Source organism: Helicobacter turcicus (genome assembly GCF_019711685.1).
GTDB lineage: Bacteria > Campylobacterota > Campylobacteria > Campylobacterales > Helicobacteraceae > Helicobacter_D > Helicobacter_D turcicus.
Map to the genome: position 1 here is coordinate 126670 of NZ_JAIGYQ010000004.1, position 15246 is coordinate 141915.

The window sequence follows — 15246 nt, forward strand, 5'->3', positions numbered from 1 at the left end:
GAGTAAAATGCGATTAATTTCTTGGAATGTCAATGGATTGCGTGCGTGTATGAATAAGGGTTTTATGGAGTTTTTTGGCTTTATAGATGCAGATGTTTTTTGTATTCAAGAATCCAAAATGCACAAAGAACAAGCGACTTTTGACTTCCCAAATTATGAAGAATATTGGAATAGTGCGGAGAAAAAGGGCTACTCTGGCGTGGCAATTTTTAGTAAGCAAAAACCTTTGAACGTAGAATACGATATGGGAATTGCTCATCATGATAAAGAAGGTCGCATTATTACTGCTGAATTTAAGGATTTTTATTTAGTGAATGTCTATACACCAAATTCTAAGCGGGAGTTAGAGCGATTAGAGTATAGAATGCAATGGGAAGATGATTTTAGAGTGTTTTTAAAGGGTTTAGAGTCTAAAAAACCTGTGATTGTATGCGGGGATTTAAATGTTGCCCACAAAGAGATTGATTTAAAAAACCCTAAAACAAACCGCAGAAACGCTGGTTTTACCGATGAAGAGCGCGAGAAGATGAGTGTGCTTTTAGATTCTGGATTTACAGATACTTACCGCTATTTTTACCCTAATAAAGAGGGGGCTTATAGTTGGTGGAGTTATATGGGAAAGGCTAGAGCAAACAACACGGGATGGCGGATTGATTATTTTTTATGCTCTAAGGCTTTAGAATCTAGGCTAAAGAGTGCTAGTATTTATCCAGAAATTTTAGGGAGTGATCATTGCCCAGTGGGATTAGAGATTGATGTGCATTGATGTAGATAATCAAAGTGAAATTCTCTTAGATTCCATCTTTTTAGAGCAATTAGAATCCATTTTTTTAAGTGTTTTGGAGGATTTAGGTTTAGGCAAAAAAGAATGCGAACTTCTTCTTGTGGATAATGCAAAAATTCAAGCCATAAACTTAGAATTTAGGGGAATAGATAAAGTAACTGATGTGTTATCCTTTCCCTTAGAATCAGAGTTTTCATCTCTACTTGGAAGCGTGGTTATCTCCACGCAATACGCACAAAAGGTTGCAAATGCGCTAGGGCATAGTTTAAAAGATGAAATTGCCCTACTTTTTATCCATGCAATCTTGCATTTAGTAGGTTTTAATCATGAAGTAGATAGCGGAGAGCACAGAGAAAAAGAAGCAGAGCTTGTGGAACGTTTTTGTTTGCCAACAAGCCTTATTGTCCGCACACAGGGCGAAAAAATGTAAGGATTAAAGATGTTAGGTAAAACACATATTGCTTTTGCTCTTGGAATTGGTGCGTTTGTCGCAGTGGGTTTTTCTGTGCTAACTAACACACCGCTAAGCCTAAAAGAGCTTAACGTGTTTTATGGAGGGGTAACTTTGGGGGCATTACTACCTGATATCGATGAGCCAAATTCTACAATTGGCAAAAAAACTCTTGGAATCTCAAATGCGATTAAAGCACTCTTTGGGCACAGAGGGCTAACGCATAGCATTACTTTTATTGTTGGGCTTGGAATCTTATTGTTAGTTTTAAGCGCATTTGGTGCGGAAATGCTAAGTGGAATTCCGCTAGTTAGTGGTTTTGTTAAAGGTTTAGACGACGCGGTGCTAGAAGTATTTATCTTTGGGATTTTATTTGGCTGTGTGTTACATCTAATGGGCGATATGCTAACGCCTAGTGGTGTGCCATTGCTACTTCCTTTTAGCACACGCAATTTTCATCTAACGCCTACATTTTTGCGCTTTAAAACAGGTGGAATTTGGGACTATGCAGTGGGTGTTTTTAGTCTTGGAATCTTTAGTGTTTTAAATGCATATTATTTTGGATTCCATTTTTAGGAGAGTGTGTGAGAGCAAAAGTGTTGTTATTAGAAGATGATATGGCATTGCAAGAGATTATCGCGGAGTGTTTAGAAGAGGAAGGCTATGCAGTAGTGTGTTGTGATAATGGCTTGGATGCGGCAAATAAAGCCTATGAAATGGATTTTGATATTTTATTGCTTGATGTTATGGTGGCAGGACAAAGCGGATTTGAAGCATTGCGTGAGGTTAGAGAAAGTGGCAAGGACACACCAGCGATTTTTATTACCGCATTAAACACGCTAAGAGATTTAGAAATGGGTTTTAGAAGGGGTTGTGATGATTATTTGCGCAAGCCTTTTGAGCTTTCAGAGTTGCTTTTACGTATCAAAGCGCAGTTAAAACGTAAAGGTAAAGGTGCGCTGTTTGATTTTGGCAATGGATATTGTTTTGATAGCAAAAGCGGAATTTTATATTTAGAGAATAAAGTGCAAAAGATTCCCGCAAAAGAGAGAGAATTACTAAAGATTTTGCTAAAACATGAGGGTGAATTCGTGAGTTTAAAGCAAATTTATCTTGTGCTTTGGGGATATGATGAAGAGCCAAGTGAGCTTAGTTTGCGTGTGTATATTAAGAATTTGCGCCATATTGTAGGGAAAGATAATATTCTAACAAGGCGGGGTGAGGGCTACTGCTATAAGAAAGTTTAAATTTAAGAGAGGCAAAGAGAATTGAAATTTAAAATGGATATGAGTAAAAAAACTGCCTTTAAGATTCTAGTGCTGTATATGCTGACAAGTTGTGTCTTTTTAGCACTTGTATTTTATGGTTGGTATCAGACAAAAAAGGATTCTATTATAGAATCTAAAGTCAATACTCTTTTTGAAAATGCGCACACTTTGGTGGTGCATTTGTATGAACAATCTCAAAATTATCCTAGAAATTCTAACGCTCTAGATTATAAAAAACTTTTAGAAACTGCCCATAGTGAGCTAGGAATTACGTTTTTGCTTGTTAAAAAAAATGGTGAAATACTCTTTAACACACAAGAGAATATTAAAGACTCTAAAGAAGTTAGAGAGATTTTAAGCGCACCAGCATTTTTACAAGCACCAACTTTAAAAACATCAAGACATCACAAAAATGATAAAATCGTGCGCATCAATGATGGAATGTATCTCATCACCCAACGTATGGGAGGGAGATTTTGGCATGTAATGCGACAAAGCTTTGGCGATTTAGATTCCAAAATGGAATCTAAAGATAACATTTACTTGCTTGTGTATTCTAAGGGTGTGGAATCTGAACTCTATGCACTTCTTAGTGTGATTTTTATAAGCTTTATTGGTGCATTTTTAGCAATGAGTGTGGTTGCGTATTTTTTAGTCTCTTTAAGTCTAAAGCCACTAAGAGAGAAAATCCAGCATTTAAATGCGTTTATTAAGGATTCCACACATGAGATAAACACGCCACTAAGTGTGATTTTAATGAGTATTGAGCGCATTAAAATGTATGAGCTAAGCACCTCCCAGCAGCAAAAATTTGAACGTATAAAGTTAGCAGCACAGACGTTAGAGCAGATTTATCAAGATTTGCTTTTTTATGCCTTTGATGAAGCAAAAGATTTAAAGCTTGAAAATGTCGCATTAGGGCAGTTAATTACAGAGCGCATTGCGTATTTTGAACCTTTTTTTAGAAGGAAAAATATCGCAATTTCTTTTTCTTTAGAGCTTGAGGATAGTGTGGAGAGCGTGATTAGCGCAAATTACAGCAGAATCGTGCGTATGGTGGATAATTTGCTAGATAATGCTTTAAAATACACGCAAAATGGTGGAAGTGTGGAAGTGGTTTTGGGTGAGAATTTCTTAAGCATAAAAGATAATGGTTGTGGGATTAGCAAAGAGCATATTGATAAGATTTTTAACCGCTATTATCGCGCTAATTCTGACCAAGGCGGATTTGGAATCGGACTTGCATTAGTGCGGCAAATCTGTATGCTTTATAAGATAGCAATCACTTGCAAGAGTGAAGAGGGCAAGGGAAGTGAGTTTAGATTAGAATGGTAGCTCTTTTATGTTGTTAGACTTTTATCAAAGCTTTCTGTAATCCATTGCTAAATCTAAATAGAATCTTTTGGGAAGTTTTTTGCTAGCTAGGGCTATTTTATGCTGCTTAAGATTAAAAATTTAGAAAGAAAATTTAAAATTAAATAGGAAAAAGTTGGAATAGTAATTGCTTAACACTTTGCAAAATACTTTGTTTTAAAGGATTGCAAATGTTAAGAAGTTTATGGTCAGGTGTTAGCGGTATGCAAGCACACCAGATTGCATTAGATGTTGAGTCAAACAATATTGCAAATGTAAATACAAGTGGTTTTAAGTATGCAAGAGCCGATTTTTCTACAATGGTTAGCCAAACAAGACGTGCTGCTACGATTCCTTATGGAGGCTATGGAGGAATGAATGATTTCTCTATAGGTTTAGGAACAGGAATTGAAACAACAACAAAAGTTTTTGAGCAAGGTTCTTTGCAGAATACAGATAGAAAAGGCGATTTAGCATTAAGCGGCAAGGGATTGTTTGTTGTGAGCAATAATGGCGGATATTCTAATATGTATACTAGAGATGGTGCATTTATGTTTGATGCAGTGGGAAATCTTGTAAATACTAGTGGATTTATCGTGCAAGGCTGGGTTAGAGACTTATCTAAACTCAATTGTGCATGCGGAAGCGACTCTTTAAATCGTGTGGATTCCACAGGTCCTGCTGGAAATATCACGATTGACCCACGTCTTACTATCCCTGCGAAAAAAACAGGTGTTGTTACGGGGAATATTAACCTAACAAGTGGCAGTAAGACAGAAAATATCGGTTGTCCAAGTCCTCTTGATAGCACTAGCGCGAATAATTACATTGCTGGAGGCTTAGATAGAATCTATGATACAACAGACAAGCAACACGAAATCCCACAAGATATGGGAGTAATGTTTAATGACGCAGGAGAAGCTATGCGTTTGCAAGAGGGACAAGGTGTATGGATAAGCTACCAAACTGCCACAACACAACCAATATCTCTTGGAGGTAACATTCAAGCAGGTGCGGTTACTACTACTGTTACAATTAATGGACAAACAATCACTTGGACAAATGATCCAACTGCAAATGGTTCTAGCCACCTTCTTGCTGCTCAAAGAGCGATTAATAACCATAAAGACAAAACAGGTGTAGAAGCAATCATACAAGGTAACAACTTAATTTTGCAAAACAAAAATCAACTTGATGGGGATGGTAGCAATAAAAATATCCGAGCATCAGGATTTGATAATGGAATCTTTCAAGGGGGTGGTTTTGGACCAAATAATACAGGCTCCGCTCTTGTTACCACTGCTTTTGAATACCGCTATAGCAAACAAACAACACCAAGTTTAGACGATGGGCAGTTTAGAAGCACAGAGGATTTACGCACACTAATGCAACATGATGCAAATCGCGTGAAAAGCTTTGGTGGAGATTCTGGGGCGTATCAAGCAGCAGCGGCTGCTGCTGGTGTGAATCCCGGAAGAATCCCGGATAACTATTCAGGAAGCACTTATAGTGTTAAAGTTACTTTAAATGGCACTGGGCAATTTGTGGTTAATAACCAAGATGATGGCATTAGAGCAAGTGCGGCAGCAGCTCCGGGTACGCTTACAAATCCAGAGTTTGATAGCTTAAATATTTTTGTCTCTGCTTTTAATGATGCAAACAACACAACAAATGTGTTATTTAAAAATCAAATGAAAGCTATGAACACAGGTGTGCTAGTAGAAGGCGGACAAGTAACAACAACTGCAGGTTTAAGAATGGCAACATTTGCGCAAACTGTGGATATTTATGATAGTTTGGGCAATAAGCATCAATTTACAATGCAGTTTCAAAAAGAGGGCGATTCTGAATGGAGTTTCCGTATCATTGTGCCAGAACCTGCGGAGCTTATTGGTTCTACTGCACAACGTCCAAATATTTTAGAAGGAGGTAGCGTAACCTTTGGGGAGAATGGGGAGCTACTAGGAGTCAATCCATCTACTATCCAATTCAAGCCAAATACAGGGGCTAGTTTCCCACAAAACATTGAATTAGACTTTGGAAAAGGCGGAGGATTTGATGGACTTACAAGCACCGCTAGAGAGTCTCAAGCACAAAAAGTTAATGGAGATGGCTATGCTTCTGGGGTTTTGAAGGACTATTACTTTGACAGAACAGGAACAATGATAGGGAATTTTGATAATGGAATAAATTTAGCCCTAGCACAAGTAGCAGTAGCAACATTTGCTAACTATGAAGGCTTACAAGAGAGTGGAAGCAATCTCTACGCAGAGTCTGCAAACTCTGGACGTGCGACTATCGGAGCTGCTGGAACAGGTGGACGTGCTGACATAGAAGCTTCTAAGCTTGAGATGAGTAATGCGGATTTGAGTCGTGGGCTTACACAGCTTATTGTTGTGCAAAGGGGATTCCAAGCGAACTCTAAGTCTGTTACCACTGCTGACCAAGTGCTAAATACATTGCTAGGCTTGAAGCAGTAATTTTAACTTCTAAAATCTTGCGCTAATCCTAAAATTCTTGTAGGGGCGCAGGATTTATCACTTCTTTTAACTCTTTTAATTTTTTTAAGATAGCTTTTTGTGTATTTTTAGTTTTTTCATTTGGGATTCTTTATTGAATTTTGGGATTGTTTCTTGAGGAATTTTTGGCATTCTGTGGTTATAAGTTTATAGATTCTGACTATAAAATATTATTTTATTTAACTAAATAAAGTTGATATTAATAATATAAACTTTATTGATTTTTTTCTATTTTTTGTTATAATGCGCTAAATTTTTTACAAAAAGGATAATTATGGCAAAACATACTTTTCAAACAGAAGTGAATCAATTGCTAGATTTGATGATACATTCTTTATATTCTAATAAAGAGATTTTTTTAAGGGAGCTTGTAAGTAATGCATCGGATGCTCTTGATAAATTGCAGTATTTAACACTAACTGATGAGAAGCTAAAATCCCTAAGTTTTACGCCTAGAATTGACATTGCATTTGATAGCGAGAAAAACACACTCACTATTAGTGATAGTGGTGTGGGTATGAATGAAGCAGATTTAATAGAAAATCTAGGAACGATTGCAAAGAGTGGGACAAAAAACTTTTTATCCAAACTTAGTGGAGATAAGAAAAAAGATTCTGCGCTTATTGGGCAGTTTGGCGTGGGGTTTTATTCTGCATTTATGGTAGCAAGTAAGATTATCGTAACGACTAAAAAAGCAGGAGAAAATCAAGCGTATGCGTGGATTAGCGATGGTAGTGGAGAGTTTGAGATAGAGCCTTGCGCAAAAGACACGCATGGGAGTGAGATTAAGCTCTATTTAAAAGATGATGAAAAGGAGTTTGCAAGCCGTTGGCGCATTGAGGAGATTATTAAAAAATACTCTGACCATGTTCCTTTTCCTATTTTCTTGCATTTTAGTGAGACTAAAAGCGAGGGAGAAGATAAAGAGAAAAAGGAAGTGCTAGAGCAAAAATGCGAACAAATCAACAAAGCCTCCGCCCTTTGGCGCGTGGCAAAGAAAGATTTAAAAGAGGAAGAGTATAAGGAGTTTTATAAGACTTTGAGTTATGATTCTTTAGAGCCACTCTCTTGGGTGCATACAAAAGTAGAAGGCTCCATAGAATACACAACATTGTTTTATATCCCGCAAAGTGCGCCCTTTGACTTATATCGTGTGGATTATAAAAGTGGCGTGAAGCTTTATGTCAAACGCGTGTTTATTACTGATGATGATAAGGAGTTATTGCCATCGTATTTGCGTTTTGTGCGTGGGATTATTGATAGTGAGGATTTGCCTCTTAATGTTAGCCGTGAGATTTTGCAACAAAATAGAATCTTAGCCACGATTAAATCTGCTTCTACAAAAAAGATTCTAAGTGAAATTGAAGCATTGCAAAAAGATACAGAAAAATATAGCAAATTTTATAAAGAGTTTGGCAGATGTTTAAAAGAGGGTGTTTATAGCGATTTTGAAAACAAAGAACGTTTGTTGGAGTTGTTGCGCTTTAGCAGCACTAAGAGTGAGGGCAAGGAGATTTCCTTTAAAGACTACAAGGCGCGTATGATTGAGGGACAAAAGGCGATTTATTATCTGCAAGGTGAGGATTTGGAACTTCTTAAGAGTTCGCCATTGTTAGAGACGTTTAACAAAAAGGGCATTGAAGTTATGCTCTTTAGCGATGAGATTGATGGAATCGTAATGCCAATGGTTAATGAATATGATAAAACTCCCTTGCGCGCAATCACTTCCAAAGAAGCCTTAGAGGATTTAGGCGAAGCTAATATTGATGAGGCAACCCAAGAGAAATTTAAGGATTTGTTAGAGAGTATCAAAAAAGCTTTGGGTGATGAGGTGCAAGAAGTGCGTTTAAGCACTAGGTTAGTAGATGCACCCTCTTGTGTGGTAGAAGCTGAAGACCAAAATAGTGCAATGCTAAAAATGATGCGTCAAATGGGAATGCAAGGAGGCGATATGCCAGAGTCTAAGCCGATTTTGGAGCTAAATCCAAACCATAGTATTTTAACCAAAATGCTTGCAAGTGATGACACAGAAAAAACAGAGCAAATTGCGCATTTGTTACTTGAGGAGGCAAAGTTGCTTGAAGGGGGCAAACTCAAAGATGTGAATGCGTTTGTGAAGCGCCTAAACACTTTATTACAAGCAAGCATTTAGTTTTTTTGGAGTCTTAAAATTTAGGTTTTTTAAGGCTCTAAAATCCCCAAAAATTCTCAAATAAAAAACTTCAAATATTTAGTAAAGGCTTCAAAAGAGATTCTATATTTGGATAAAATCCTATGCCTTTAAGGGATTATTAGAATCCTAAAGGTGCATTTATAGCCATTTTTTCTTTTTGAAATAGAGAATTGGAAGCACGGTTGAGATAATCATAATCCCCAAAACTATCGGATAAGAATAAGTCCATTCAAGCTCGGGCATGTATTTAAAGTTCATTCCATAAATGGTAGAAATTAATGTTGGAGGCATCATAGCAACGGTTACAACGGTAAAAATCTTAATGGTTTTGTTTTGCTCAATGTTGATTTGGTTAGAAAAGAGTGTTTGGATATTATCTAGAATATTCATATTGACATTTGTAAATTCTACAAGAGAGTTAATGTCTTTTAGCACGATTCCTAAGTCTTTTTTAACTTCCACATCGGCTTTGTTTGTGCGTAAAAGCGCGGTGATTGCTAACCTTTTATCAAAAAGACTATCACGCAAACTAAGATGCATTTCTTGCAAGGTGGAGAGATTTTCTAAAATATCATCTCCTAAACGTTTGTCAAATATAACTGCACGACGTAAAAGACGTGTTTGTTTAGCAATCCCCTCTAACATATCTGCGTCTTTTTCTACGCGCAATTCAAAGATTTTTGAGATTAAATCAAATCCATCTTCAAAGTTCTTTGGGCTTGCAAGCACACGTTGTTGGATTTCATCAAAGACCTTAAACTCACTATAACGCACGGTAAAAAGGATACTATGCGTAAGCAAAAAGGTAATTGTCTCATTGTGTAAAATATTCTTTTCATTAGGACGCGTTAGAAAGTAGGTGTTTATGGTAACCGTTTCGCTATCTTCCCAATAACGTGCGGATTCTTCAATTTCTTCTCTTTCTTCTTTGGTTGGAATATCTAGTAGGTAAGTCTTTGAAAGGTAGGCAATCTCTTGTGCGGTAGGGTGTAGCAAGTCAATCCAAAGCACATCTGCACTTGCGTCAATTGCTTCCACAGATTGAATGCTCTCACGTACAACCATTCCATTACGTTTAATAAATAAATTTAACATTATCACTCCTTTAAGATTCTAAAGGAGGATATCCCCCTTTAGTTTGGTATTTATCAAAATGTTCGGGGGTTCATCCATTGTTATGCTCTTTTGTCCAAAACTTCAAATGCTGGAAGCACTTCACCCTCAAGCAACTCCAAGCTTGCTCCACCACCTGTTGAAGTGAAGCTTATGCTATCTCTATTTCCTGCCTTATCCACAGCATCGGCAGTATCTCCCCCACCAATAATGCTATAAGCATAAGTGTCGGCAATCGCATGTGCAATGCTAAAAGTTCCGCGTGAGAATTTTTGCGTTTCATAAGCCCCTAGCGGTCCATTCCAAATAATTGTTTCACAATCTTTGATGACTTCATTAAAGAGTTTCACGGTGGCTGGTCCAATATCTACTGCCATTAAACCTTCTGGAATGTCTTGTGCGGGGATAATTTTAATCTCTTTTGGATCTTTAATATCATCAGTTGCAACAACATCCACAGGCAAATAAATCTTTACACCCTTTTCTTTAGCACTTCTTAAAATGTTGCGTGCATCTTCTAGTAGGTGGTCTTCTGTTAAAGATTCCTTTGTATCATAGCCAATGGCTTTTAAAAAAGTGTTGCTCATCGCTCCACCGATAATGATTTTATCTACGACATTTAAAATAGAATTTAATAGTGTAAGCTTAGAAGATACTTTAGAACCCCCTACAATTAGCAATAGTGGGCGCAAAGGATTAGAGAGGGCGATTGCAAAGGAATCAATTTCTTTTTTTAGAAGCAATCCCGCAACTTTTTCTTTTGCATAATTTGCCACGCCATAGGTAGAAGCGTGTTTGCGGTGGGAAGTCCCAAAGGCGTCATTAACATAAATATCACAAAGCTTTGCAAGTTTTTGGGAGAGTTCTGTATCGTTTTGCTCTTCTCCTGCATAAAAGCGGATATTTTCTAGTAGCACAATACTCCCATCGACTAATGTGTTTAAGGTAACTTGTGCATTTTCTAAGCTATCAACAAACACGACATCTTTAGATAATAAGCGCTCTAAACGTTTTAAGATATGTTTTAAGGAAAAAGAATCACTTTTGCCCTCTGGTCGTCCTAGGTGGCTTACTAAAATAATGGATTTTGCGCCATTGTCAATGCAGTAGTTAATGGTAGGAATTGCTTCACGGATTCTTGTGTCATCACTAATATTTGACTCATCATCTATTGGAACATTGAAATCCACACGAATTAAAATGCGCTTGTCCTTGAGATTGACCTCACGAATGCTTTTTACGTTTTGCATTTTTTGGATATTTTCACTCATGCTTATCCTTTCTTTGTAAAATAGTTAATTTAATCTTAACTAAAAATGCCTTAATTCCTAATGTAAAAGCAAAATTTAAGCATGTGGAATTTTTATTGCAAAACCTTTTTTATTGTTTTGCAGGAGTGTAATGCTTCCATTGTGCGCTTCAATGATTTGCAAAGAGAGTGCAAGTCCTAAGCCATTGCCTTTGAGTTTGGTGCTTTTAAAAGGTTCAAAAAGAATTTCTGGATTTTCAATAGCTTTGCCATTGTCGTAGATTTCAAAAAGTGCGTATTCGCTAGTATTGCGAAAATTAATCTCTACAATTCCTTCTTCATTCTCACCCTCTTCAATGGCGTCAATGGCGTTAAATAGGAAATTTTGTAACACAATGCAGAGCAAATCAAAATCCGCTTCAAAATACTCTTTATCAAAATTAAACACAAAGGCAATATCTTTAGAATAAGTGTAATGGCTAATAGATTCATTTAGTTCGTCTTCAATGTTTTGGGGGTCAATCTTGCTACGACTGCAATGCACTCCTTTAGAAAAGAGTAATGTTGCCTTAACAATGCGTTCCACTCTCCAAATGGATTTCTTGATTTCAAGGACTAGGGATTTGTTTTTTAAATCCACGCGGTTAATAAGTGTAGAGGCAAGCAGAGCAACAGAACCCACAGGATTGCGGATTTCGTGAGCTAAATGCGCGGAGATTTGTCCCATTGATGCTAAACGTTCTTTACGTTTCTCGCTAGTAATATCCGTAGCAGAGATAATACGTTTATTGAGTTTAGTATTAGAATGCACAAGATAGACTTTATTATATTCAAGCTCAATTTCTTGGCGATTATTTTGAGAGAAGTCAAGTTTTTCTAAAAGCTCTGGAATCTCACATGCAAGGCTATTTTGATAAAAAATCTCCCCTCCTTGCTCTAGCACCCAAACTGCTGTTGGCAAGACATCTAGCACTTCTTCAAAGAGTGCTTTTAGCTCCACAAATTCTTTTTCAACTTCGTAAGTTTGTGTGATAAGCTCTTTTAAGCCTTTTGCGAAAGATTCTTTATCGCTACTACTTAGAGACTCTAATAAATGTTCATCAATCACAATTAGCCTTTAATGCCTTGTTTGCCTTGTAAATCTTTGAGATAATCAAAGAGTAAATCACTAAAGCCAAAACTTCCGCTTAGGGATTCTGATAGTGTGTCGCGATACATTGATTCATAAATATCATGACCGGGTGCTTTTGGAAAAAGTGTGTCGTCCATTTTTAAAGAAATATCCAACATTTGCTTTAAAAGAAGTGCTTCAAACGCATCTGTTTGCTCCCTAAGTCTTGAGTCATCATCTGTTTTTTGGATAGTTGGTGTGGATTTTACTGCATCAAGCAATTCTTTAGAATATCCGCTAATTCCATTAAAATCAATTTGCATAGTTTCTCCTTTAAATAATTTCTAAGTCAGCGTTAAACGCACCAGCTTTTTTCATTGTTTCTAAAATCGCAATCATATCTTTTGGTGTCGCACCCATTCTTTGCAAAGCACGTGTTACGCTTGAAATGGTTGGATTATTTTGCGCACTCACCATAGCTTCTGCTGCGCTAAATGTTGCTCCACTTCCCATATTAACAGCCTCTGGGTCTGTTATTGCTTCATTACTAACTTTAATTGTAATGTTATTGTGTGTAACAACAATAGGAGAGACTTCTACGCTCATTCCTGCGATGATTGTGCCTGTGCGCTCATTGATAATGATTTTATCTTCTTTGACTGCATCAATGTCAATTTCTTGCACACGTGCTAAAAACTCCACCATGCTCATGTCTTGTGGACGTTGTAGTTTGATTGTGCGTGGGTCAATAGCTGTTGCAATGGGAGCTGGTGGAGTTTGCGTGGTTTGCCCTTGTGTATTTTCTGCGTTTTGTGCTTGTGGTGCAAAGGCTGCATTGATGCTTCTTTGGATACGGATTGCATTTTGAAAATTGGATTCTTTTAGGCTTAATGTGGCGTTGATTTTATTGTATAAATCATAGCTAACTTCTCTCTCTACCGTTGCGCCATTTGGCAAAACTCCTGCTAGTGGATGGTTTGCACTCCCTCCGCGCTCACTTTTACCTCCGATTCCTACTGCGCCTTGTGCGACTGCATAGATTCTACCATCTAAACCACTAAGTGGCGTTAAAAGCAGTGTTCCACCCTCTAAAGATTTTGCATCGCCAATGCTTGAGACTAAAATATCAATTTTATCCCCTTGTCTTGCAAAAGCTGGGAGCTTCGCTGTTACCATAACCGCAGCAACATTTTTAGAACTAATATCATTTGCATCAACTTTTACATTAACACTATCTAGCATATTTGAGATAGATTGCATTGTAAAAGCTGAAGTTGTTTTGTCTCCTGTTCCGTTTAAACCCACAACCAAACCATAACCAATTAATTGGTTATCACGTACGCCTACGATGTTTGCTAAATCACTCACCTTTGCGCTAAATGCTGGGAGCGCAAACGCAATACAGAGCATTAAAAGTTTTGTTATTTTCATCGCGTAATGTCCTTATTTCGCTAAAATCTTTTAAACTAAAGCAATAACTATTCCAAAATTTTATCAAATATTCCTTTGTTAAGCTTGTGTCAAACTCACGCATTTTTAAGGGATTTTAGCTACAATACTTTTACTTCTAGTAAAGGTAAAATCAATGACGCAAAATTTACAAGAATTGATTAAAATTTACGCTTTAGACTCTCATGTTAATTTTAACACACATTTGCTTGGACAATCAAAAGATACTTTGATTGCGTTATTAAGCGAACTTCTAACGCTTTATATTAATGATAAAAATAGCTCTACAATTAGAGAGATTTTAAGCGTCTCTCTTGCAGGATATATGCACAATACAGAAAAATTGGATTTAATGGTTTTAGGCAAGATGGGTTTGGTAAGCCTATTAATTGTGAGGCAAAACCTAAAAATATCCGCTCTGATTCAGCAAAAAAGTTAAATGGTGGAGGGAATTTTACCGATTACACTTGGGGGACAATTTTTAGAAAAAAAGCCTTTTTGAGTTTTTAAAGGATTTTGTATGTTAGTGTGTGGAGATGCGCTAAAAGAATTGCAAAAATTACAAAGCAATAGTGTGGATATGGGGGTAACTTCGCCTCCGTATAACAAGCAGGAAAACAAAAAAGGTTGGCTTGTAAAAAATGTGATTTATGATGCTACTAGCGATAAATTAGATGAAGAACATTATCAAAAAAATCAAATTGCAGTGCTTAATGAAGTGTATAGGGCAATAAAAGAGGGGGGAAGTTTTTTTTACAACCATAAAATCCGCTGGGAAAAAGGCAGATTGATTCATCCATTAGAATGGATAGGCAAAACACAATGGAATTTGAGACAGGAGATTATCTGGGATAGGGGAATTGCCGCAAATATTCGTGGTTGGAGATTTTGGCAAGTTGAAGAGAGAATTTACTGGCTACAAAAACCAAAGGGTAAAAACTTAATTGGAGAAGAGCTACAAAGCAGGCACGCGCTTTTAAGCTCTATTTGGCGTATACGTCCAGAAAACAACAATATTCACCCAGCCCCTTTTCCACTTGCTCTGCCCTTGCGTTGTATTTTTTCTATTTTAAATCAAAAGGGTGGGGTTGTGCTTGATCCTTATTGTGGGAGTGGCACAAGTGGAATTGCCGCAAAGATTCTAAATTGTGAATTTATAGGGATTGATAATTCTCAAAATTATTTAGAGTTTGCAAAACATAGAATTGCAAATTATGAAGACTATATCCAAGAGGCGCAAAATGAATTGCAACTCCATAAGGTTAGAGAGAGTTTTAAAGAGAAAAAACAAAAAGGCAAAACAAAAAATAGATTTTTAGCAACCCCATCCTTGTTTAATCCCAATACAAATTAATTCTACTTCTTAATTAAGAAGCACTTAGGTAAAATTGCATAATTTACATTTGAGGGGATTTATGCGTTGGATTCTATCTTTATGTCTTATTGTGCAATTAGTGAGTGCAAAAGAGATTGCTGAAGTCTTGCAAACAATGCAATTTGATGCAACAAAACAAGATTTGTTAAGGGAAGCGGTGGGGGAGTTTTACGTGCAAAAACGTGTATATATGCGAAATAATTATCGCATTAGGGATAAAATGCTAATTGCCTTGCAACAAAAGGAAACAAATCTTACACAATATGTGGAATTGTTAAAGGAAGTGAGTGAGCAATACATTTTAGCAAAGGTGGCTTTTTATCGTGCAGTAGTTGGAATCTTAGGGGAAAAACAGACTGAAAAATTGATAGAAAAGCTTAATGAGTGAGTGTTGAAAAGGA

The 15246-nt window shown here is 36.9% G+C and carries 15 protein-coding genes; 10 read left to right on the forward strand and 5 right to left on the reverse strand.

What is annotated here, in order from left to right:
* Positions 1-7 precede the first annotated feature (7 nt).
* The 7 genes from K4G57_RS04200 to htpG all read left to right on the forward strand — a co-directional run bounded on the left by K4G57_RS04200 (position 8) and on the right by htpG (position 8527).
* On the forward strand, positions 8-766 hold the full coding sequence (locus tag K4G57_RS04200) for an exodeoxyribonuclease III (protein ID WP_221531831.1): 759 nt from the start codon (positions 8-10) through the stop codon (positions 764-766).
* Positions 756-1214, forward strand: coding sequence for an rRNA maturation RNase YbeY (gene ybeY / locus K4G57_RS04205; RefSeq protein WP_221531953.1), 459 nt, complete (start codon positions 756-758; stop codon positions 1212-1214). Before K4G57_RS04200 ends, ybeY begins: the two co-directional genes overlap by 11 nt.
* 9 nt (positions 1215-1223) lie before the next feature.
* Positions 1224-1811: a metal-dependent hydrolase gene (locus K4G57_RS04210; RefSeq protein WP_221531830.1), complete on the forward strand. Its 588-nt coding sequence runs from the start codon at positions 1224-1226 to the stop codon at positions 1809-1811.
* Between the two features lie 8 nt (positions 1812-1819).
* On the forward strand, positions 1820-2482 hold the full coding sequence (locus K4G57_RS04215; RefSeq protein ID WP_221531829.1) for a response regulator transcription factor: 663 nt from the start codon (positions 1820-1822) through the stop codon (positions 2480-2482).
* A gap of 21 nt (positions 2483-2503) precedes the next feature.
* Positions 2504-3838 carry a sensor histidine kinase gene (locus tag K4G57_RS04220; protein WP_236033198.1) on the forward strand — a complete coding sequence of 445 codons (1335 nt, stop codon included), beginning with the start codon at positions 2504-2506 and terminating at the stop codon, positions 3836-3838.
* 209 nt (positions 3839-4047) lie between these two features.
* A complete protein-coding gene (gene flgE / locus K4G57_RS04225; RefSeq protein WP_221531828.1) occupies positions 4048-6336 on the forward strand; it encodes a flagellar hook protein FlgE in 2289 nt (762 codons plus the stop codon).
* A 313-nt stretch (positions 6337-6649) separates the two neighbouring features.
* Positions 6650-8527, forward strand: coding sequence for a molecular chaperone HtpG (gene htpG, locus K4G57_RS04230; protein ID WP_236033197.1), 1878 nt, complete (start codon positions 6650-6652; stop codon positions 8525-8527).
* A 159-nt stretch (positions 8528-8686) separates the two neighbouring features.
* Here the strand turns inward: htpG and corA are convergent, their stop codons facing one another.
* The 5 genes from corA to K4G57_RS04255 form a co-directional block, all read right to left on the reverse strand.
* On the reverse strand, positions 8687-9643 hold the full coding sequence (corA, locus tag K4G57_RS04235) for a magnesium/cobalt transporter CorA (protein WP_221531827.1): 957 nt from the start codon (positions 9641-9643) through the stop codon (positions 8687-8689).
* An 80-nt stretch (positions 9644-9723) separates the two neighbouring features.
* Positions 9724-10932 (reverse strand): phosphoglycerate kinase, encoded by a 1209-nt coding sequence (locus K4G57_RS04240; protein WP_221531826.1) that lies wholly within the window; start codon positions 10930-10932, stop codon positions 9724-9726.
* 75 nt (positions 10933-11007) lie between these two features.
* Entirely contained in the window at positions 11008-12018 is a 1011-nt protein-coding gene (locus K4G57_RS09305; protein ID WP_221531825.1) for a sensor histidine kinase, read from the reverse strand.
* 2 nt (positions 12019-12020) lie between these two features.
* Entirely contained in the window at positions 12021-12344 is a 324-nt protein-coding gene (locus K4G57_RS04250) for a rod-binding protein (RefSeq protein ID WP_221531824.1), read from the reverse strand.
* Positions 12345-12354: 10 nt separating this feature from the next.
* Positions 12355-13452 (reverse strand): flagellar basal body P-ring protein FlgI, encoded by a 1098-nt coding sequence (locus tag K4G57_RS04255; RefSeq protein WP_221531823.1) that lies wholly within the window; start codon positions 13450-13452, stop codon positions 12355-12357.
* Between the two features lie 154 nt (positions 13453-13606).
* On the opposite strand from K4G57_RS04255, the gene K4G57_RS04260 reads away from it, so the two are divergent.
* From K4G57_RS04260 to K4G57_RS04270, 3 genes are all read left to right on the forward strand, one after another.
* Positions 13607-13909, forward strand: a complete 303-nt coding sequence (locus K4G57_RS04260; protein ID WP_236033196.1) for a hypothetical protein — start codon at positions 13607-13609, stop codon at positions 13907-13909.
* Positions 13910-13990: 81 nt separating this feature from the next.
* Positions 13991-14824 (forward strand): DNA-methyltransferase, encoded by an 834-nt coding sequence (locus K4G57_RS04265; RefSeq protein WP_221531822.1) that lies wholly within the window; start codon positions 13991-13993, stop codon positions 14822-14824.
* Between the two features lie 61 nt (positions 14825-14885).
* Positions 14886-15233 (forward strand): hypothetical protein, encoded by a 348-nt coding sequence (locus tag K4G57_RS04270; RefSeq protein WP_221531821.1) that lies wholly within the window; start codon positions 14886-14888, stop codon positions 15231-15233.
* Positions 15234-15246: the final 13 nt, after the last annotated feature.